Below are 20,161 nucleotides of genomic sequence, written 5' to 3' on the forward strand. Positions count from 1 at the left end.
AGTATATTAATTCCGTTTTAGGAGTGCAAAAGTACGAATTATTTTTGACGTTGTTTCATTTTTGGGTTCTTCTTATTGATAATGTATAAGCGACCCTTACGTCTGACAATCTTACACTCCGGAGTGCGTTTTTTTAGGGATGTTCTTACTTTCATGATGAAATGTATCTTTGTCTTGTTTTATTTGTATCTGAATGATATACGACCTTTTGTAAGATCATATGGAGACATCTCAACCTTCACTCTATCTCCCGGAAGGATCCGGATATAATGCATACGCATCTTTCCGGAAATATGAGCCGTAACAACGTGACCGTTGTCCAACTCAACCTTAAACATCGCATTGGAAAGAGCTTCTACGATGACTCCATCTTGTTCTATTGCCGCCTGTTTTGCCATGAACTATAATGATAACTAAAATGTTTGGTAACCTAAGACTTCATATATATAATCAAATGTAGAAAGGATATCTGCCTTACCATCTACAACAGCCACACAATGTTCAAAATGAGCAGAATATTTCCGGTCTCTGGTCCAAACAGACCAGCCATCATCGCCGTTAACAATATTCTTGGATCCCATATTAATCATAGGTTCTATACAGATGCAAAGCCCTTCTTTCACTTGAAACCCGGTGCCTCTTCTCCCATAATTCGGAACCTGAGGCTCTTCGTGCATCTCTCGACCAATACCATGCCCAACAAACTCACGAACAACAGAAAAACCCGCTTTTTCGCAGTAGCTCTGTATAGCATAGCCTATATCTCCGAGACGATGACCGACTTGTAGCTGCTCAATCCCCAAAACAAGAGAATCTTTAGTTGTATTCAAAAGCCTCTTAACCTCAGAAGAAACTTCTCCAACTGGAAAGGTGAAAGCACTGTCTCCCGTAAAGCCCATTAACTTTGTTCCACAATCTACGGATACAATATCTCCCTCTTTAAGTATTACCTTATCGGAAGGGATACCATGTACTATATACTCATTGGGAGACGTACAAATGGATCCGGGAAAGCCTGCATATCCTAAGAAAGCAGGAGTAGCTCCATGATCACAAATGAACTGATTTGCTACGGTGTCGAGCTGTTTAGTTGAAACACCCGGTTTTATATGTTTAGCAACCTCCGCGAGCGTCCGACCAACAAGCTGGTTGGCTGCTCGCAGAAGCTCTATCTCTTCTTTTGTCTTTAGATATACCATAGTCTGAGATCAGTACATGGCACTTGAGCGTCCTTTGATACGTCCACTCTCACTAAATCCGTCATAATGGTGCATGAGCAAGTGAGACTCTATCTGTTGAAGAGTATCAAGAACAACACCGACAAGAATAATTAGAGATGTACCACCAAAAAACTGTGCAAAAGCGGGATTTATACCCATAGATTCAGACATTGCAAATGTAGGTAGTATTGCTACAACAGCGAGAAAAATAGCTCCGGGAAGAGTAATCTTACTCATCACATCATCCAAAAAGTTCTTTGTAGCCTTGCCTGGTTTTACTCCGGGAATAAAGCCATTATTTCTCTTAAGATCTTCTGCCATTTGAGTCGGATTTATAGTAACTGCTGTATAAAAGTACGTAAACAGAATGATCAAGAGAGAGAAAACAACTGCGTACAAAACTCCTCTACCATGCATAAAATCAGTAAGCAAAGCGGATGGTTCTGAAGAAGCAAAAGAGTACAAACTCACCGGTAAAAACATAATAGCTTGAGCAAAAATGATCGGCATCACATTTGCAGCATTAACCTTCAAAGGAATGTACTGACGTGCACCACCATATTGCTTATTTCCTACCATTCTCTTGGCATATTGTACCGGAACTCTACGTGTTCCCTGTACCAACAAAATAGCTCCTGCAATAACAAGCAGAAGGAATACAATCTCAAGGATGAAGACATACAGACCTCCTTCGCCTCCAAGTCTTAGAGAAAACTCATTGATGACCGCTTCAGGGAAACGAGCTATGATACCTATTAGAATGATAAAAGAGACACCATTGCCTATACCTTTATCTGTGATCTTCTCTCCAAGCCACAACACAAACATAGAGCCAGCAGTAAGGATTGCCGTTGAAACGACCATAAATCCTAACGTTGAAGGCATAATCACCCCCTCTGCCGCCAATGTATTTCGAGTACCAATAAGGTAAACAGGACCTTGAACAAGAAGAATTAAAATGGTAAGATAACGAGTATATTGATTTATCTTTCTTCTACCACTTTCTCCCTCACGCTGCATCTTTTGGAATGATGGAACCACTATTGCCAGAAGCTGCATTACAATGGATGCAGAAATATATGGCATGATACCTAACGCGAAAATTGATGCATTTGAGAATGCCCCTCCGGAAAACATATCTAATAGCGCCAAAAGGCCCTCTGATGTAGAGTTCTTCAAGGCTAATAGTGCGTTAGGGTCTATACCGGGAAGAACAACAAATGTTCCCAACCGGTATAGAATTACCAAGAAAACAGTGGTAAGGATTCTAGTACGAAGATCCTCAATTTTCCAGATATTTTTGATTGTCTGTACTGCCTTCATTGCATATTAGTTTATCACTGTAGCTGTTCCGCCTTGGGCTTCAATAGCCTCTTTTGCACTTTTAGAGAAAGCATGAGCTTCAACCTTGATAGAGATAGAAAGTTCTCCTCGTCCCAAGACTTTAACTCTGTCATTCTTTCCACACAAACCTCTAGCTACAAGTGTGTCTATATTAAATTCTTTGATATTATTCTCTTGTGAGATCTCGGCAAGAGTATCGAGATTAATTGGAGTATACTCCACTCTGTTGATATTCTTGAAGCCAAATTTAGGAAGGCGACGCTGTATCGGCATCTGTCCCCCTTCAAATCCGATCTTACGAGAGTATCCAGAGCGAGACTGTGCCCCCTTGTGACCTCTGGTAGAAGTACCACCTTTACCAGAACCTGGACCACGACCAACACGCTTACGAGACTTTGTAGATCCTTCTGCAGGACGTAAATTTGATAAATTCATATCTTCAATATTTTATGCCTCAACGATCTCTATGAGGTGTCTCACTTTATGCAAGTTCCCCCTTGTAGCATCATTGTCCGGTAGTTCAACCACTCTATTCAACTTATTGAGACCAAGTGAGTCTAGAGCCGCCTTCTGATCTTTCGGACAACGAATACGACTTCTGACTTGTTTAACTTTTACTGTTTTCATCTTTCTCAGCCTTTAAATACTTTTTCTACTGATATACCTCTGGCCTGTGCAACATCCAATGGGCTTCGGAGTTCTGAAAGTGCGGTTATCGTAGCTTTCACCAAGTTATGAGGGTTAGAAGATCCCTTAGATTTCGCCAAGACGTCAGTTACCCCAACACTCTCAAGAACAGCACGCATCGCACCACCGGCCTTTACTCCGGAACCGGTAGAAGCAGGTTTGATAAAAACACGAGCACCACCAAAGCGAGCATATTGTTCGTGAGGGATGGTACCATTATATACAGGAACTTGGATGAGATTTTTCTTTGCGGCTTCAGCTCCCTTAGCTATTGCAGCAGTAACTTCTCCAGCCTTACCAAGTCCCCAACCAACGATACCATCTTCATTTCCAACAACAACAATTGCAGAAAATGTAAATGTACGTCCTCCCTTGGTGACCTTTGTTACTCTGTTTATTGCCACAAGCCTATCTTTAAGCTCCAAGCCATTTGCAGATTTCACTTTATTCATTTCGTTACAGACTTTTACTATTAAAACTTAAGACCAGCTTTACGCGCAGCATCTGCTAGTTCTTTTACTCTACCATGATAAAGGTAGCCATTTCTATCGAACACAACAGTGCTCACACCTGCTTTCATTGCATTTTGAGCAACTATCTCACCCACCTTGGCTGCGATCTCTTTTTTAGGGAGTTTTTCTTCCATCGGGAGAGAGCTTGCAGCTGCAAGAGTTTTGCCAGTTGCATCGTCTATTACCTGAGCATAAATCTGCTTATTACTTCTAAAAACGGTCAAGCGAGGCTTTTCAGCAGTACCAAAAATATTCCTACGCACACGTCTTTTTATTTTTTGTCTTCTTAGAATTTTTGTATTCATAACAATGTTTAGTTTACGTAGAGAGATTATTTACCTGCTGTTTTACCAGACTTTCTTCTGATCACTTCTCCTTCAAACTTAACACCCTTACCCTTGTATGGTTCAGGTTTTCTGAAGCTACGGATCTTTGCACAAACCTGTCCGAGAAGTTGCTTGTCTGCCGATTCAAGAATAATTAGAGGGTTTTTATTTCTCTCCATCTTAGTTTCGACTTTAACCTCAGAAGGAAGTTGAAGATATATCATGTGAGTAAAGCCAAGGGACAACTCTAGAACTTGACCTGTATTTGCGGCTCTATAGCCCACACCAACAAGTTCCAATGTTTTAGTATATCCTTGAGATACTCCAACAACCATATTATTTATAAGAGATCTGTAAAGACCGTGAAATGCATTGTGTTCTTTTGTCTCTCCTGTCTTATTCACAGTAAGTTGACCGTCATTGATTTCTACCGCAACTCTACTATCCATCTTCTGTGAAAGCTCCCCTTTAGGACCTTTTACCACAATCTGATCGTCATTTACGTTTACGGTTACACCAGCGGGTATTGATATAGGTAATTTTCCAATTCTAGACATAATACTTTCCTCCTAATCAATAAACGTAACACAATACTTCTCCGCCAACTCTAAGTTCGCGTGCTTCCTTGTCTGTCATAACTCCCTTAGAAGTAGAAACGATTGCGATACCAAGACCATTAAGAACACGAGGAAGATCTTTATAACCCACATAACGTCTAAGACCTGGCTTAGATATTCTTTGTAGCTTCTTTATGGCATTAGTTTTAGTAGCCATATTATATTTCAAGGCAACTTTAATAGTACCTCTAGCGCCATCTTGTTCAAACTTATAGTTGAGAATATAGCCTTTTTCAAAAAGGATTTTAGTCATCTCTTGTTTAAGTTTAGACGAAGGGATCTCCACCACTCGGTGATTAGCGCTGATTGCATTACGCAATCTAGTCAGATAATCTGCTATTGGATCTGTCATAAAACTTTTAATTAAATTGATCCGAACAATCGGACAATATTTAACACTTGCTTCAAATACTCAGACGAAAAGAAAGCAGCCAGTTAATTACCAGCTTGCCTTCTTTACTCCGGGGATAAGCCCCTTTGAAGCCATTTCTCTAAATTGAATACGAGAAAGACCGAATAGTCTCATATATCCCTTAGGTCTTCCTGTAATCTTACACCTGTTATGAAGGCGTACTGGTGAAGCGTTTTTAGGAATAGCCTGCAATGCCTCATAATCGCCCTCTGCTTTAAGGCGAGCACGTTTATTAGCATATTTAGCTACCAATTTTGCCCTTTTCACTTCACGGGCTTTCATTGATTCTTTTGCCATGCTCTTAGTATTTAGTCTTCTTTCTTAGCATTATTGAATGGAAGGCCAAAATGCTTCAACAAAGCGTAACCTTCCTCATCAGTTTGTGCCGATGTTACAAAGGTAATATTCATACCCATTATTTTAGTGATAGAATCCAAATTAATTTCCGGGAAAATAATCTGTTCGCTCACACCCAAAGTATAATTACCTCTACCATCAAGCTTACTATTAATACCCTTAAAGTCACGGATACGAGGAAGAGCAACACGCACAAGTCTTTCTAGGAACTCATACATTTTTTCTCTTCTAAGAGTTACCATAACACCAATAGGCATCTTCTTTCTCAACTTAAAGTTTGAGATATCCTTCTTAGAAAGAGTTGCAACTGCTTTCTGTCCTGTAATAGCTGTGAGTTCAGAAATAGCAACATCTATGAGCTTCTTGTCTGCCACAGCCTGACCGATTCCTTGATTGATAACAATCTTCTTAATAGCAGGAACCTGCATTACTGTGGAGTAGCCAAACTCTTTCATAAGAGCAGGAACAATACGCTCCTTATAATCTTTTTGTAGGTTATTTACAGTACTCATTACTTTATCAGCTCTCCAGATTTTTTAGAATAACGAACCAAATTGCCTTTACCATCATCCTTACGACCTATACGAGTAGGTTTTCCCGTAGATGGATCAACCACATTGAGGTTTGAAATATGGATAGGAGCTTCTATCTTAACCAGACCGCCTTGTGGCTGTTTTGCATTAGGCTTAGTAGCTTTAGTAATAACATTTACGCCTTCTACTATAGCTCTCTTTTTTGTGGGATCTACACTGAGTACACGTCCGGTTGCGCCTTTATCTTCACCAGCATTCACATACACAGTATCGCCCTTTTTAATATGTAGCTTACTCATTGTCTTTATGTATATATGTGTATATAATAGTGAAAGAGTTATAGCACTTCGGGTGCCAATGATACCACTTTCATGTTTTTAGTTCTAAGCTCACGAGCTACAGGACCAAAGATACGACTACCACGGATATCGCCGGCTGCATTAAGAAGGACACATGCATTATCATCAAATCTAATGTATGAGCCATCCGGACGTCTGATCTCCTTCTTTGTGCGAACAATAAGAGCTTTCGATACAGCTCCCTTCTTCACATCTGAAGATGGGATCACACTCTTCACTGACACAACAATAACATCTCCTATACCTGCATATCGTCTCTTTGTTCCCCCAAGAACACGAATACAAAGGACTTCCTTTGCGCCGCTATTGTCGGCTACGACTAGTCTTGATTCTTGCTGTATCATGATTATTTCGCTCTTTCAATTATAGAAGTCAATCTCCAACGCTTAGTCTTACTCAAAGGTCTTGTTTCCATGATCCTTACAGTATCGCCTATGTTGCACTCATTTTTCTCATCATGAGCGTGATACTTCTTAGTTTTGTTTACAAACTTACCATAAATGGGGTGTTTCTCTTTCCACTTTACAGCAACAGTTATGGTTTTATCCATCTTATTGCTAGAGACAACGCCCTGTCTTACTTTTCTTAAATTTCTTTCCATAAGGTAGGGACATTAATTAGTTTCTGATATTCTTTCGTGAAGAATAGTTTTAAGTCTTGCCACGAATTTACGCTTAGCTGTAATATCCGATGGCTTGTCTAGTGGAGTAACAGCATGAACAAGAAGCATCTTATTGTAAGCTTCTTCTTCAGCTTGGAGTCTTTCCTTTAGCTCCTCTATGCTCAGCTCTCTTATTTCTTTACTCTTCATTTTCGATTACGCATTAGTTTTGTGTTCATAATCTCTGCGAACAACAAATTTTGTTGTTACAGGCAACTTCTGTGCTGCAAGTCGAAGAGCTTCTTTAGCCACGGCAAATGGAACTCCTTCTACTTCGAACAGCATACGACCGGGAGTAACTGGTGCCACAAAACCTTCCGGAGCACCTTTACCTTTACCCATACGCACTTCGGCTGGCTTCTTAGTAATAGGCTTATCAGGGAAAATACGTACCCAAACTTGACCTTGACGTTGCATATATCTTGTTACAGCGATACGAGCAGCTTCAATCTGTCTACCGGTAATCCACTTGCTTTGAAGCGATTTGATACCAAAAGAACCGAAAGAAAGCTGATTACCTCTCTGAGCCACACCTCTCATGCGACCTTTTTGCTGCCTTCTAAATTTAGTTTTTTTAGGTTGTAACATGATGATAAATCTTTCTTCTTACATTAACGGTTCTGTCTTCTTCCTCGGCGAGCATCTCTACCACCTCTATTATTTTCACGTCTGCCGGATTCCTTAGCAGCTGTAAAATTAGGAGTCAACTCTCTCTTACCGTACACTTCACCTTTGCAGATCCAAACTTTTATACCAAGTAGACCTACCTTAGTAAGAGCTTCCGCATGACAATAGTCAATATCCGCTCTCAAAGTATGAAGTGGGGTACGTCCTTCTTTGAACATTTCCGAGCGAGCCATTTCCGCTCCGTTAAGACGTCCGGAGATTTGAATCTTGATACCTTCTGCTCCGGCTCTCATAGTAGAAGCAATAGCTGTCTTTATAGCTCTTCTGTAAGCCATCTTACCCTCCAACTGGCGAGCAATAGTATTTGCTACAATAACAGCATCAAGTTCAGGTCTTCTTATCTCAAAAATATTAAGCTGAACATCTTTATCTGTGATCTTCTTAAGCTCCTCTTTCAACTTATCAACCTCTTGACCTCCCTTTCCGATAATAAAACCGGGGCGAGAAGTACAGATTGTTATTGTGATAAGTTTGAATGTACGCTCTATAACTATACGAGATACACTTGCTTTAGCCAAACGAGCATCGAGGTACTTACGTAGCTTACTGTCTTCATAAATTGTATCGGCAAAATCTTTCTTTTTACCAAACCAGTTAGAATCCCATCCACGTACGATACCCAAACGGTTACTTATTGGATTAATCTTTTGTCCCATCTAAAATTAGTTTTTTACAGATGAATTAAGTGTATCTACATATAGAGTTACATGATTAGATCTCTTACGGATTCTGTAACCTCTTCCTTGTGGAGCAGGTCTCAATCTCTTCAGAGTCACAGCCTCATCAACAAATACTCTACTCACAAACAGCTCACCATCGTCGGCACGACGTTCGTTCTTTGCTTCCCAGTTGGCAATAGCAGAACGGAGCAATTTTTCAACTCTTCTTGAGGCTTCTTTGTTTGAAAACTGAAGCACACCCAGAGCTCTGTTTACTTCCATTCCTCTTACCATATCCACTACATATCTCATCTTACGAGGAGATGTAGGAACATTGTTAAGCTTTGCGAAGTAGAGTGTTTTATTATTTTCTTTACGTGCGTTTGCCGACACTTGTTTTCTTTTACCCATAATGTGTTCTTAGTTGTTCTATATTACTATTACTTACTTTGGGATCGCTTAACGCTTCTTATTGCCACCATGTCCACGGAACGTACGTGTTGGAGAAAACTCCCCAAGCTTATGCCCTACCATATTTTCTGTGATGAAAACAGGGATAAACTTGTTACCATTATGGACAGCAACTGTATGACCCACAAAGTCCGGAGAAATCATCGTAGCTCTTGACCACGTCTTGATCACAGACTTCTTACCGCTTTCATTCATGGCAAGAATCTTCTTCTCCAACTTCACATTGATATATGGTCCTTTTTTTAATGAACGACTCATAGTTTTTCTTTTCTAAAATAAGTTTACTTCTTTCTTCTTTCTATGATGTACTTAGAAGAGTGCTTTTTAGGAGCTCTTGTCTTCAAGCCCTTAGAATAAAGACCTGTACGAGAGCGAGGGTGACCTCCGGAAGCACGCCCTTCACCACCACCCATTGGGTGATCTACCGGGTTCATTACCACACCACGGTTATGCGGTCTTCTACCCAACCAGCGAGAGCGACCGGCCTTACCGGAACGTTCAAGAGCGTGGTCGGAGTTACCGACACCACCAATAGTTGCTTTACAAGCAGAAAGAATTCTACGAGTCTCTCCTGAAGGCATCTTAATCACAGCATAAGTACCTTCTCTGGAGGTAAGTTGAGCAAACGCACCGGCACTTCTCACAAGCTTAGCACCTTGACCGGGTCTAAGTTCGATATTGTGAATTACAGAACCGATAGGAATGTTTTGAAGTGGCAAGGCATTTCCTACTTCGGGAGCTGCCTGGCTACCTGACATCACTGTTTGTCCCACTTGCAAGCCGTCAGGTGCAACGATATAAGTCTTCACACCATCTACATAGTAAAGTAGGGCAATACGAGCAGATCTGTTTGGATCGTACTCGATGCTCTTAACGGTTGCTGGGATACCATCTCTATTTCTCTTGAAATCAATAAGTCTGAAACGCTTCTTGTGACCGCCACCAATATAGCGCATTGTCATCTTACCGGTGTTGTTACGACCACCGGTACGCTTCTTACCCACAACAAGAGATTTCTCTGGCGCACTTGCAGTGATCTTATCGAATGCGCCAATAACTTTGTGTCTCTGCCCAGGGGTAGTGGGCTTCAATTTACGTATTCCCATTTCTTAAATTAGATATTGCTATAGAAGTCTATTGTTTGACCTTCTTCAATGGTAACAACAGCTTTCTTAAATGCACTTTTTCTACCGCGGATTACTCCACCTTTTGTATATCTTACTTGTCTCTTACCATCATAGTTCATGGTATTAACGCTCTTAACGTCCACACCATAAAGTTTCTTGATGGCATTCTTAATCTCAATCTTGTTCGCATCACGAGAAACACGGAAGCCATACCTGTTAGGCATGTTTTCAGTAATTTCTGTTTGCTTCTCAGTGATGATAGGCTTAATTAGAATACTCATTGCTTACGTCGTGTTATTATTATGCGTTCAAAACATTAACCATTTCACCAAGTGCGCTCTCTGTAATGACCATATATTTAGACTCCAAAACCTTGTAAGTGTTCAAGAGTTTAACATTCATAAGGCTCACATTGGGAATATTACGAGCGGACAAATATACAAAATTATCCGCATTATTCAAAACCATCAATGTACGCGCAGCATCCACCTTAAGGGCTTTAAGGATACCCACGAACTGCTTTGTCTTAGGAGATTCAAAAGAGAAATCTTCTACAACAATCACCTCTTGGTTCTTTGCCTTATAGCTCAAAGCAGAAGCTCTTGCAAGGTTTTTCACCTTCTTGTTCAACTTCTGACGGTAGCTTCTCGGTTGAGGGCCAAACACTGTAGCGCCACCACGAAGAAGAGGAGAGTTAATATCACCTCTACGTGCTCCACCTGAACCCTTTTGACGGATCAGCTTGCGAGTACTACCGCTGAGCATGCTTCTTTCCTTAGTGGCATGTGTTCCTTGGCGTTGGTTTGCTCTATACTGCTTTACAGCCAAATAGATAGCATGGTCATTAGGTTCAATGCCAAATAGACTCTCCGGAAGAGTTACTGTTCTGCCGGTTTCTACACCGTTGATATCTAAAACTTTTACCTCCATGTTTACTTTTCTATTAATACGATTGAACCATTAGCTCCCGGTATGGAACCCTTCACAAGAAGCAAATTGTTTTCTGGAAGGACCTTAACTACTTCCAAGTTCTGCATAGTTACTCTCTTATTTCCTGTCTGACCAGCCATACGAGTACCTTTGAATACTCTTGCAGGAGTAGAACAAGCACCGATAGAACCCGGAGCACGCAAACGGTTGTGCTGACCGTGAGTACTTTGACCCACACCACCAAAACCATGACGCTTCACGACGCCTTGGAAGCCTTTACCTTTAGACTTGCCTATTACGTCAACAAAGCCTGCATTTTCAAAGAAGTCGACAGTAAGGACATCGCCCAACTTGTACTCTTCTTCATAGTTTTTGAACTCGGCCAAGAATCTCTTGGGTGTAACACCACTTTTCTTGAAGTGACCTTGAAGAGGTTTGGATGTGTGCTTTTCCTTCTTGTCCACAAAGCCAAGTTGGATAGCTTCATAACCATCTGTCTCCACAGTCTTCACCTGGGTTACAACACAAGGACCTACTTCGATAACAGTGCATGGTACATTTCTACCCTCGGCACTGAAAACGGAAATCATTCCGATTTTTTTTCCTAATAATCCTGGCATTTCAGTTGAATATATAAATAATGAACATTAAATATTTGTCTTAATCTCGATCTCAACACCACTTGGCAACTCCAAACGCGCCAAAGCGTCAACAGTTGAAGGAGTAGCATTCAAGATATCGATCAATCTCTTAAACGTAGAAAGCTGAAACTGCTCACGGCTCTTCTTGTTTACGAAAGTAGAGCGGTTTACAGTGAATATACGCTTGTGTGTTGGCAATGGAATAGGACCACAGATAGTTACACCTGTTGCACTCACTGCTTTTACGATCTTTTCAGCCGACTTATCTACGAGTTGATGATCGTAAGACTTAATTTTGATTCTTATTACCTGACTCATAATATGTATGATTCAAAAATGAACTATTTCTAATTACTTAATAAGGTCTACACGGCCTTGTACTTCTGTAAGCACCTCTTTAGCGATGTTAGCAGAAACCTCTGCATAGTGAGAGAATGTCATTGTAGATGTTGCTCTACCTGAAGTGATAGTACGCAAAGCTGTTACATAACCGAACATTTCAGCAAGAGGAGCTTTAGCCTTAACGATTCTTGCTCCGGTACGATGGCTTTCCATACCTTCTACCTGACCTCTACGCTTGTTAAGGTCACCGATCACATCACCCATGCTCTCTTCAGGAGTTACAACCTCTATCTTCATGATTGGCTCAAGAAGTACAGGTCCCGCCTTTTCAGAAGCACTCTTGAACGCCTGAATAGCACAGATTTCGTAAGAAAGCTGGTCAGAGTCCACAGGGTGATAAGAACCATCTATCACGGTTACTTTCAACTTATCGAGCGGATACCCTGCAAGCACACCGTTCTTCATGGCACGTAGGAATCCCTTCTGAATAGATGGAATAAATTCTCTTGGAATGTTACCACCTTTCACTTCGTCAATAAATTGAAGTTCGCCTTCAAACTCAGCATCGGCAGGCTCTACGCGGACAATCATATCCGCAAACTTACCACGACCACCGGTTTGTTTCTTATAAGTCTCACGAAGTTCTACGCTCTTAGAGATAGCTTCCTTATAAGACACTTGAGGCTTACCTTGGTTACACTCTACCTTAAACTCACGTTTAAGACGGTCGATGATGATCTCAAGGTGAAGCTCACCCATACCGGAGATAACGGTCTGACCTGTCTCTTCGTTTGTTTGAACGGTAAATGTCGGGTCTTCTTCTGCAAGCTTGGAAAGACCGACACCGAGCTTATCAAGGTCTTTTTGAGTCTTAGGCTCTACGGCAATACCGATAACAGGATCGGGGAAGTCCATAGACTCCAACACCATCGGATGTCCTTCTGCACAGAGTGTGTCTCCTGTACGAATATCCTTAAATCCTACACCGGCGCCAATGTCTCCACAACCGATAAAGTCTTTTGGATTTTGCTTGTTAGAGTGCATTTGGAACAAGCGAGAGATTCTCTCCTTCTTGTCGCTTCTTGTGTTATAAACATAAGAGCCTGCATCCAACTGTCCGGAATAGACACGGAAGAAGCATAGACGGCCCACATAAGGGTCAGTTGCAATCTTAAATGCCAAAGCACACAAAGGGGCATCAGGCGATGTCGGTCTTACTACTTCTGTATCAGGATCACCCGGAAGAGTCCCCACGATTTCAGGAGTATCTACCGGACTTGGAAGATAAGCACAAACAGCATTTAGAAGTGTTTGTACTCCCTTATTCTTGAAAGAAGAACCACAAAGCATCGGGTTGATCTGCATTGAGAGTGTTCCCTTACGGATAGCCGCACGAATCTCTTCCTCTGTGATTGTTGATGGATCTTCAAAGTACTTCTCCATGATCGCATCATCAACATCGGCAAGAGTTTCAAGGAGCTTATCTCTCCACTCTTCTGCTTCAGCTTGAAGATCTGCAGGGATATCCTCTATCGAGTAGTCTGCACCCATTGTTTCATCGTGCCACAAGATCGCCTTCATTGTTACAAGATCGACAACGCCTTTGAAAGTCTCTTCGGCTCCGATAGGTATTTGGATAGGACATGGATTGGCACCCAATACATCCTTTAGTTGGCGAACCACTTCAAAGAAGTTGGCTCCGCTACGGTCCATCTTGTTTACATAAGCGATACGAGGCACTTCGTACTTGTCTGCCTGTCTCCAAACTGTTTCGGATTGAGGCTCAACACCACCAACCGCACAGAAAGCAGCCACAGCACCATCAAGAATACGGAGTGAACGCTCCACTTCCACAGTAAAGTCAACGTGTCCCGGAGTGTCGATAAGGTTGATTTTGTACTTATCGCCGTCATAGTTCCAAGATGTAGTTGTTGCTGCAGATGTGATAGTTATCCCTCTTTCCTGCTCTTGTTCCATCCAGTCCATAGTGGCTGCACCATCGTGCACCTCACCAATCTTGTGTGTAAGACCGGTATAGAACAGGATACGTTCAGAGGTTGTTGTTTTACCGGCATCGATGTGAGCCATGATACCGATATTTCTTGTAAGTTCTATTCCTTGTTTTTTTGCCATTGTCTTTTCCTTATCTATCCACAAACTCTACGCAATCTTCGTGCTCTTCATTCCTTTTGTAACCATACCAAAATGAGGCATTAGATATAGAAGTTTTTCTGAATGTTTTCTATTGTTATTACGTGAGCTGTGTCTTTTTCTTTTATATAAGAGTGGAACTTAGAATCTAAAGTGAGCGAATGCACGGTTAGCTTCAGCCATACGGTGCATATCTTCTTTTCTCTTGAATGCACCTCCTTGGTTGTTATAAGCATCTACAATCTCTGCAGAAAGCTTATCCGCCATAGTCTTACCACCTCTTTTTCTTGCGTAGCCGATAAGGTTCTTCATTGAAAGAGACTCTTTTCTTTCGGGACGGATTTCCATAGGCACTTGGAATGTAGCACCACCCACACGGCGGCTCTTCACTTCCACTTGAGGAGTGATATTATCCAAAGCGATCTTCCAGATCTCAAGAGCAGACTTCTCTTCGTTAGGAAGCTTTGTCTTTACGATCTCTAATGCTGAATAGAAAATATCGTAAGACAAGTTTTTCTTTCCATCGTACATAAGATGGTTTACAAACTTACTTACTTTTACGTCACCGAAAACAGGATCTGGCAACACCTGTCTTTTCTTTGGTTTAGCTTTTCTCATTTTGGTCTAAAAATTTTCGTTTTGTCATTGGTTGTTCCTTCTTCTGTCTTCAACACTACCGCCGTAGCATTTACTCAACCTTGGGAGCCTATCCAATATTACTCAAAACATCGTTTAGTAATAATTGTCTCTTCGTCTTTCGAGCGAAGTAGAAAAGGGGAAATTTTGTTTTGCTCTCTCGTGAGAGCTTTTCTGAAGCCTCCTATGTTATATATGTATAGGAGTTCAAGACAAAGGCGATGGATTACTTAGACGCCTTAGGTCTCTTTGCTCCGTACTTAGAACGACGTTGGGTACGACCATTAACGCCGGCAGTATCCAATGTACCGCGAACGATATGGTAACGAACACCCGGAAGGTCTTTTACACGACCACCACGAACAAGTACGATTGAGTGCTCTTGCAAGTTGTGTCCTTCTCCCGGTATGTAAGAGTTCACTTCCTTACCATTTGTCAGACGCACACGTGCCACTTTACGCATTGCCGAGTTTGGCTTCTTAGGTGTTGTGGTGTACACACGCACACAAACGCCACGACGCTGCGGACAAGAGTCAAGAGCAGGAGACTTTCCTTTCTCTTCGATTGTTTTCCTTCCTTTTCTAACTAACTGTTGAATTGTAGGCATTTTAAAACTGTTTTTATTTCTGTGTTATATCGTATTTGATACTTCTTTTATCGTATCTCCGCCATAGGATACACGATTGAACGCACAAAGGTAAGCATAATTATCTGATTATACAATAAATCAAGCAGATAAATTATTTTCGCTCCCTCATTTCAACTCTTTTGAGAAAAGAAGACTTCCGGAAGGGAGATACTTTTCTCTATCCTGAAGAGAAAAAACGATACTCTTTTTGAGGTAATATACCCCTGTTAAAACTGCTCTAAAACCGCCCTTTCAAGAGAGCGATTTTTATATATTCCATACCGCCGATAGAGCCTCTTTTTACCCTCTCTCTATTTTGATCGGAGGGGTCGTTTTCAGAGCGCGACCGAATTGTTAAATCCGCCCCATTCTATTAACACAAATTCCGATACTCGTTAAGCAAAAACACTAAACGAGCATATTCTTCCGGCTTAACGTGTTTAATTTTTCAATGAACACGTTTACCGATTTCATTAAACACGTTTACCGGATTCGATTAACGTGTTTAGCTAAAATGATTAAAACACTAACTATCAGCATATTATCTGTTTTCACCCTAAAATACCCCTGAAAAGGCAGATTTCTTTATTAGGAAACGTTTACAGAAGGGAGTGTTAAAATTCACACCTATTAACGCGAAAAAGCCCCATGAAACGGACTGAGAAAAAAATTTTTCCAAATTCGCGATTTCTCACATCTCACTGAAAACAAACAGATTAAGCGACAACCCGAAGGAGATATATTCAGAGAGCAACTGTTTCCAACAGAAATATTCGATCTCTCTCAAACTCCGTTTTTATATAAAAATTCCGGCAAAAACAGTCCTCTTTCAAGGCAGGAAAAACCGAATATCGGATGTCCGAATTTAAGCTTTAATGTTGCCGAGAATCTGGAAAAGACAAGACGTAAAAAGAAAGCCCTTTTTATCTCTCCTTTTTTGGCAGCAAACATGAAAGATCTTGACGTTTTGCCACAAAAAAAAGAGCTATGCCAAACTTACGCTTGGCATAGCTCTCCTATTGCTAAAGAACAGTTCGGAGCAGCGCGCTCCACCGGTTCTTATTATCTTCTTGTTATGGGAGTTTGTTCCAGAAAGCGATGTTAGAAACACGCTCTATGGTTATCTTTCTGTCTCCTTCACGAACATCGTCAGACTCGGATGCAGGTACGGCATTCACTTTCTTGCCTACCCCTCTCCACTTCAGCATGCTTGCAGGTACACCTCTCTCGATAAGAGCATTGACCACAGCTTGTGCGCGCTTGCGAGAAAGCTCAAGATTGTATGCCTGATTGCCTTGAGCATCGGTATAACCGGTGATAAGGAAGTATTGACCGGACTGCTTTTTCAACATCTTAGCAGCATTATCCAATGCTTTTTCAGATTCCGGCGTGAAGTCGTATCTGTCGAAACCGAAGTTGATATTCTCCAAAAGATTACCTACTTGTGGTTCTGCCTCCACAAAGACCTTCTTCTCTACAATCTTCTCCACGATCTTTTCGACCGGTTTTTCTACCTCCACATATTCTATACGTGGCTGCGGACGCTTGTCTTTGCCTCCGAAGCGGAAAAGGACATTGAGAGAAACCTGTGCAAAGCGAGGAAGCTCCTTGCGTATAGGCATGATATACTCTCCTTGAAGCCCAAGACCCACGCTGTTGTTAAGCCAGGCATTGACACCGGCACCAACTGAGATGGGGAAGAATTGGTTCTTGTCCTCCAACTTATCCTTGCCATTCCAAGTGTCTTTAGACGACCAGCCTGCCTGTCCTGTAGGATCCTGACTGAAACGTCCTATGTTTCTCGCTTGAAAATCTTTCCAAAGATAGTTGGCTCCGACTCTTAAATAGGGTTCTACATACTCGGATCCGAATAGCGGACTAAGTCTGAACTGCAAACCGGGACCTCCCATAAACAAGAAGCTGTGCTTGCCCGACTTTCCTGTCTGTTCGGGGTTGTTGTATGTGATACCCATAGTTCCTTGAAGATCGAGATAGAACCACTTGTTCAGCTCTCTGGCTACGTATAGCTTTGCGCCTCCCATAAGATGATCTACTCTGAAGTTGTAGAAGTAGTCGTCTTGTCTGCTTTCAAATCCGGAGATAGAGACTCTGTTCCAGTTGATAAGAGCACCTCCGACACCTACTTCCCACGCTTTCTTCGCAGGCTTAGCCTCTTGGGCTTGCAGCGTAGTACTGCAGAACCCAAGAGCCAAAGCGGCAAGTGTATATATTGTATATCTTATTTTCATTGTCTTGTTGTTTTATCTATTACATCCTGATGGTGATATCCCACACTTGTTCGTTTATGATCAAGGAAGATCTTGCTGAGGAATAACAATAGGAGCATTTACACCATAGAAGTCTTTGAACTCAAACTTCGGATCTTGAATAGTAGTGATGTAGTATGGAAGAGCTCTATAAGGAGAATATCCGGCACCAAGGATTCTCTCATCCTTCTTAACCTGAGTCAACTGTCCATAACGGTCTCCCTCCAGATAGCTCATTACAGACCAAACACCGCCATCACGTGGTGCAAGAAGCTTGTAAAGAGGATTGTTATCCTTAAGAGAGATATCTGTTTCGGTCGTAACATTGTTGTTTCCTTCTCGCTTGAATGATACGATCTTATACTTGAAGTTGTTTCTGTATGAAGGAGTATCTCTTAACAAGCTGCCCGGAAGTTTGTCTGATGTCCAAACTTTTACAGGAGTTGGTTCCAGTTTGTACTTCAAATAGAAGTCCGGCAAACGGTCTATAACATCAAGTTCTCCCCAGATAGTAGTCTGGCCATGTACGACAGCTATCTTCGATCCGGTAAAGACCGGAGTAGGATGGATTTCCGGAACGTGTATAGGCTCAGGAAGAACCGGCTTCTCTCCGTAGAAGTATCTTTCACCGACAATAGTAAAGTAGTTCTTCTGACCGTTCCACTCATACTGTCTTACTTGCAACACTCTCTTATTATAGTCATGAATTGCAGGATTAGGAAGTGGTCCTGTCTTCTCTATATCCATTAGAACGATAGGACGTATAATCATCACAATGTTCTTATCTCTTGCTTGATTGAAGTCTGCATAGTAACCATCCTTAGATACGAGCCATCTTTTCGTCTCATCGTTGAATGTGATGTTTTCGATCGTTGGAAGTTGAGTAGGATCATTTACTTTACCTGTTCCAAACTCAGGTTTCGGCAACTCTGCCGGATATTCACCCCAAACACCATCTACTTCACGCTCGTACTTGTAATGCACTGCAGTAAAGTGTGCAAAAGGATAGCTACCACCTCCAAGATTGACATGAGTCTGCTGACGCAGGTAAACAAGGTCTGTGGATATTCTGGTCTTTATCTTGTTTGGCACAAGTGTGTTCTTTGCAGACTCCATGGCTTCTCCTCCAATCTTAACACGAGTAGAACCAAGTCTTTCTGCTTCCGGCTTCTTATATGGCAACTTATCTACCGAAACTTTGAATCGGCCATCGGTATCGGTAACAAACTTTTGTCCCGGCATAGCAGGCATATTATCTACCTCTGTTCCCGCAGGAGCAGGCTTTCCTTCCTTGTCATAAACGATGTACCATACACCGCCATCTTCCGGATCTACATACTCTTTCAAAGATGCATTATAGTATTGAGCTACGACGTTAGCCTTGCCAGTTACAAGACCGCTGGAATCCTTTCCATTCTCTCCGTCTTTACCATCTTTACCGTCTTTACCATCCTTACCATCTTCACCATTTCTACCACGAAGATAATGCCAGAAGTCTGCAAGGCTTGTCTTTTCGCATGGCCATTCATAGCCCGGATTATGAGGGTCCATAACAGGTGCTGCGCTACCTTCGCAACCGGCTTTTACGGTATCAACCCACATTTCATAAGCACTCTTACCATTTTCGCCATTCTTGCCATCTTGGCCATTTTGACCGTCTTTACCTCGAGCAGAAACTCCGGTATTTACATCTCCAATCCACCAGTTACCGTCAGGACCGATACGTGGAGAGACTCCATCTTGTCCGTTTTGACCATCTTGACCATTCTGACCATCTTTACCTTTGGCAGGAACACCGGTATTTACATCTCCGATCCACCAGTTACCATCAGGACCGATACGTGGAGAAACACCATCTTGACCGTCTTGGCCATCCTTACCATCTTTACCTTTGGCAGGAACACCGGTGTTTACATCTCCAATCCACCAGTTACCATCAGGACCGATATGTGGAGAGACACCATCTTTGCCGTCTTGTCCATCCTTACCATCTTGACCGTCTTTCCCTTTTGCAGCAACTCCGGTATTCTTATCTCCTATCCACCAGTTGCCGTCAGGGCCGATATGCGGTGTTCTTCCCGCTTCTCCTGTTGCGCCTGTAAGGAATCTCCAGAAGTCAACTACACTATTCTTATTAGCATCCCACTTCTTTCCTGGATTGTGCGGATCATCAACAGTTCCGGTTGCTACCGCTTCCTTCCACTGTTCGTATGCACTTTGACCATTCTTTCCGTCTTTTCCATTCTGACCATCTTTACCTTTCAAAAATTTGAAATAGTCGGCTACGCCTACTTGATCTTTAGGCCAGTTTATAGTACCATCTGCTACTTTCTCTTTCCAAAATTCAAAGGCAGACAAACCTGTATCTCCCTTTGGACCTTTAGGCATTACTACATCTACTTGCGTACATGCCCCCACTATGCTGGTGATGAGCACAAGCAATAGCGACAAATAAAAAAATTGCCTTTTCATGAACTAATTAAATCTATTGAATAATATTTATTGTGTGTGTTTTCTTAAATTCGAGCGCAAAGATAATATATTTGGACACAATAATCAAAAATCAAAATGATAAAAAACCAAAAACAGGACCA

The 20,161-nt window shown here is 41.8% G+C and carries 30 protein-coding genes; all 30 read right to left on the bottom strand.

Annotated elements, in window-relative coordinates; translation table 11 throughout:
- Positions 1–38 precede the first annotated feature (38 nt).
- Positions 39–155 carry a 50S ribosomal protein L36 gene (gene rpmJ, locus JT26_RS10435; protein ID WP_081964525.1) on the bottom strand — a complete coding sequence of 39 codons (117 nt, stop codon included), beginning with the start codon at positions 153–155 and terminating at the stop codon, positions 39–41.
- Positions 156–179: 24 nt separating this feature from the next.
- Positions 180–398 (bottom strand): translation initiation factor IF-1, encoded by a 219-nt coding sequence (infA, locus tag JT26_RS04560; protein WP_036789590.1) that lies wholly within the window; start codon positions 396–398, stop codon positions 180–182.
- 15 nt (positions 399–413) lie between these two features.
- Positions 414–1,199, bottom strand: a complete 786-nt coding sequence (gene map / locus JT26_RS04565) for a type I methionyl aminopeptidase (protein ID WP_036846842.1) — start codon at positions 1,197–1,199, stop codon at positions 414–416.
- Between the two features lie 9 nt (positions 1,200–1,208).
- Positions 1,209–2,543, bottom strand: a complete 1,335-nt coding sequence (gene secY, locus JT26_RS04570) for a preprotein translocase subunit SecY (protein WP_036846844.1) — start codon at positions 2,541–2,543, stop codon at positions 1,209–1,211.
- 6 nt (positions 2,544–2,549) lie between these two features.
- The gene (rplO, locus tag JT26_RS04575) at positions 2,550–2,999 is read right to left on the bottom strand and encodes a 50S ribosomal protein L15 (protein WP_036789582.1); all 450 of its coding nucleotides are present in this window, start codon (positions 2,997–2,999) and stop codon (positions 2,550–2,552) included.
- 12 nt (positions 3,000–3,011) lie between these two features.
- A complete protein-coding gene (rpmD, locus tag JT26_RS04580) occupies positions 3,012–3,191 on the bottom strand; it encodes a 50S ribosomal protein L30 (protein WP_036789580.1) in 180 nt (59 codons plus the stop codon).
- Between the two features lie 5 nt (positions 3,192–3,196).
- A complete protein-coding gene (gene rpsE, locus JT26_RS04585) occupies positions 3,197–3,703 on the bottom strand; it encodes a 30S ribosomal protein S5 (protein WP_036789577.1) in 507 nt (168 codons plus the stop codon).
- 20 nt (positions 3,704–3,723) lie between these two features.
- A complete protein-coding gene (gene rplR, locus JT26_RS04590) occupies positions 3,724–4,068 on the bottom strand; it encodes a 50S ribosomal protein L18 (protein ID WP_036789575.1) in 345 nt (114 codons plus the stop codon).
- A 26-nt stretch (positions 4,069–4,094) separates the two neighbouring features.
- Positions 4,095–4,646 (bottom strand): 50S ribosomal protein L6, encoded by a 552-nt coding sequence (gene rplF / locus JT26_RS04595; protein WP_036789573.1) that lies wholly within the window; start codon positions 4,644–4,646, stop codon positions 4,095–4,097.
- A 16-nt stretch (positions 4,647–4,662) separates the two neighbouring features.
- The gene (gene rpsH, locus JT26_RS04600) at positions 4,663–5,058 is read right to left on the bottom strand and encodes a 30S ribosomal protein S8 (RefSeq protein WP_036789571.1); all 396 of its coding nucleotides are present in this window, start codon (positions 5,056–5,058) and stop codon (positions 4,663–4,665) included.
- A gap of 87 nt (positions 5,059–5,145) precedes the next feature.
- A complete protein-coding gene (gene rpsN / locus JT26_RS04605; protein WP_036846851.1) occupies positions 5,146–5,415 on the bottom strand; it encodes a 30S ribosomal protein S14 in 270 nt (89 codons plus the stop codon).
- Between the two features lie 11 nt (positions 5,416–5,426).
- Positions 5,427–5,987: a 50S ribosomal protein L5 gene (rplE, locus tag JT26_RS04610; protein ID WP_036789559.1), complete on the bottom strand. Its 561-nt coding sequence runs from the start codon at positions 5,985–5,987 to the stop codon at positions 5,427–5,429.
- Positions 5,987–6,307 carry a 50S ribosomal protein L24 gene (gene rplX / locus JT26_RS04615; protein WP_036789556.1) on the bottom strand — a complete coding sequence of 107 codons (321 nt, stop codon included), beginning with the start codon at positions 6,305–6,307 and terminating at the stop codon, positions 5,987–5,989. Before rplX ends, rplE begins: the two co-directional genes overlap by 1 nt.
- A 38-nt stretch (positions 6,308–6,345) precedes the next feature.
- Positions 6,346–6,711 (bottom strand): 50S ribosomal protein L14, encoded by a 366-nt coding sequence (gene rplN / locus JT26_RS04620; RefSeq protein WP_036789550.1) that lies wholly within the window; start codon positions 6,709–6,711, stop codon positions 6,346–6,348.
- 2 nt (positions 6,712–6,713) lie between these two features.
- Positions 6,714–6,968 (bottom strand): 30S ribosomal protein S17, encoded by a 255-nt coding sequence (gene rpsQ / locus JT26_RS04625; protein WP_036789548.1) that lies wholly within the window; start codon positions 6,966–6,968, stop codon positions 6,714–6,716.
- A 12-nt stretch (positions 6,969–6,980) separates the two neighbouring features.
- A complete protein-coding gene (gene rpmC / locus JT26_RS04630; protein ID WP_036789544.1) occupies positions 6,981–7,178 on the bottom strand; it encodes a 50S ribosomal protein L29 in 198 nt (65 codons plus the stop codon).
- A 6-nt stretch (positions 7,179–7,184) separates the two neighbouring features.
- Positions 7,185–7,616 (bottom strand): 50S ribosomal protein L16, encoded by a 432-nt coding sequence (gene rplP / locus JT26_RS04635; protein ID WP_036789542.1) that lies wholly within the window; start codon positions 7,614–7,616, stop codon positions 7,185–7,187.
- Positions 7,617–7,639: 23 nt separating this feature from the next.
- Complete coding sequence (rpsC, locus tag JT26_RS04640; protein WP_036789540.1) at positions 7,640–8,371, bottom strand: 30S ribosomal protein S3; 732 nt, start codon at positions 8,369–8,371, stop codon at positions 7,640–7,642.
- A 6-nt stretch (positions 8,372–8,377) separates the two neighbouring features.
- Positions 8,378–8,785, bottom strand: coding sequence for a 50S ribosomal protein L22 (gene rplV / locus JT26_RS04645; protein WP_036789539.1), 408 nt, complete (start codon positions 8,783–8,785; stop codon positions 8,378–8,380).
- A gap of 48 nt (positions 8,786–8,833) precedes the next feature.
- Positions 8,834–9,103 carry a 30S ribosomal protein S19 gene (gene rpsS, locus JT26_RS04650; RefSeq protein ID WP_036789537.1) on the bottom strand — a complete coding sequence of 90 codons (270 nt, stop codon included), beginning with the start codon at positions 9,101–9,103 and terminating at the stop codon, positions 8,834–8,836.
- Positions 9,104–9,126: 23 nt separating this feature from the next.
- Entirely contained in the window at positions 9,127–9,951 is an 825-nt protein-coding gene (gene rplB / locus JT26_RS04655) for a 50S ribosomal protein L2 (protein ID WP_036789534.1), read from the bottom strand.
- A gap of 8 nt (positions 9,952–9,959) precedes the next feature.
- Positions 9,960–10,253: a 50S ribosomal protein L23 gene (rplW, locus tag JT26_RS04660; RefSeq protein ID WP_036789532.1), complete on the bottom strand. Its 294-nt coding sequence runs from the start codon at positions 10,251–10,253 to the stop codon at positions 9,960–9,962.
- A 19-nt stretch (positions 10,254–10,272) separates the two neighbouring features.
- The gene (rplD, locus tag JT26_RS04665) at positions 10,273–10,902 is read right to left on the bottom strand and encodes a 50S ribosomal protein L4 (protein WP_036846856.1); all 630 of its coding nucleotides are present in this window, start codon (positions 10,900–10,902) and stop codon (positions 10,273–10,275) included.
- 2 nt (positions 10,903–10,904) lie between these two features.
- Positions 10,905–11,522 carry a 50S ribosomal protein L3 gene (gene rplC, locus JT26_RS04670; protein WP_052079362.1) on the bottom strand — a complete coding sequence of 206 codons (618 nt, stop codon included), beginning with the start codon at positions 11,520–11,522 and terminating at the stop codon, positions 10,905–10,907.
- A gap of 27 nt (positions 11,523–11,549) precedes the next feature.
- Positions 11,550–11,861, bottom strand: coding sequence for a 30S ribosomal protein S10 (gene rpsJ, locus JT26_RS04675; RefSeq protein WP_036789519.1), 312 nt, complete (start codon positions 11,859–11,861; stop codon positions 11,550–11,552).
- Between the two features lie 33 nt (positions 11,862–11,894).
- A complete protein-coding gene (fusA, locus tag JT26_RS04680) occupies positions 11,895–14,018 on the bottom strand; it encodes an elongation factor G (protein ID WP_036846859.1) in 2,124 nt (707 codons plus the stop codon).
- Between the two features lie 159 nt (positions 14,019–14,177).
- Positions 14,178–14,654: a 30S ribosomal protein S7 gene (gene rpsG, locus JT26_RS04685; RefSeq protein ID WP_036789512.1), complete on the bottom strand. Its 477-nt coding sequence runs from the start codon at positions 14,652–14,654 to the stop codon at positions 14,178–14,180.
- A 244-nt stretch (positions 14,655–14,898) separates the two neighbouring features.
- The gene (rpsL, locus tag JT26_RS04690) at positions 14,899–15,279 is read right to left on the bottom strand and encodes a 30S ribosomal protein S12 (protein ID WP_036789510.1); all 381 of its coding nucleotides are present in this window, start codon (positions 15,277–15,279) and stop codon (positions 14,899–14,901) included.
- 1,094 nt (positions 15,280–16,373) lie between these two features.
- On the bottom strand, positions 16,374–17,549 hold the full coding sequence (locus tag JT26_RS04695) for an OmpA family protein (RefSeq protein ID WP_036789508.1): 1,176 nt from the start codon (positions 17,547–17,549) through the stop codon (positions 16,374–16,376).
- Between the two features lie 60 nt (positions 17,550–17,609).
- Entirely contained in the window at positions 17,610–20,039 is a 2,430-nt protein-coding gene (locus JT26_RS04700) for a hypothetical protein (RefSeq protein ID WP_052110357.1), read from the bottom strand.
- Positions 20,040–20,161: the final 122 nt, after the last annotated feature.

Origin of the sequence: Porphyromonas sp. COT-108 OH1349, assembly GCF_000768755.1 — a bacterium.
Lineage (GTDB): Bacteria > Bacteroidota > Bacteroidia > Bacteroidales > Porphyromonadaceae > Porphyromonas_A > Porphyromonas_A canoris.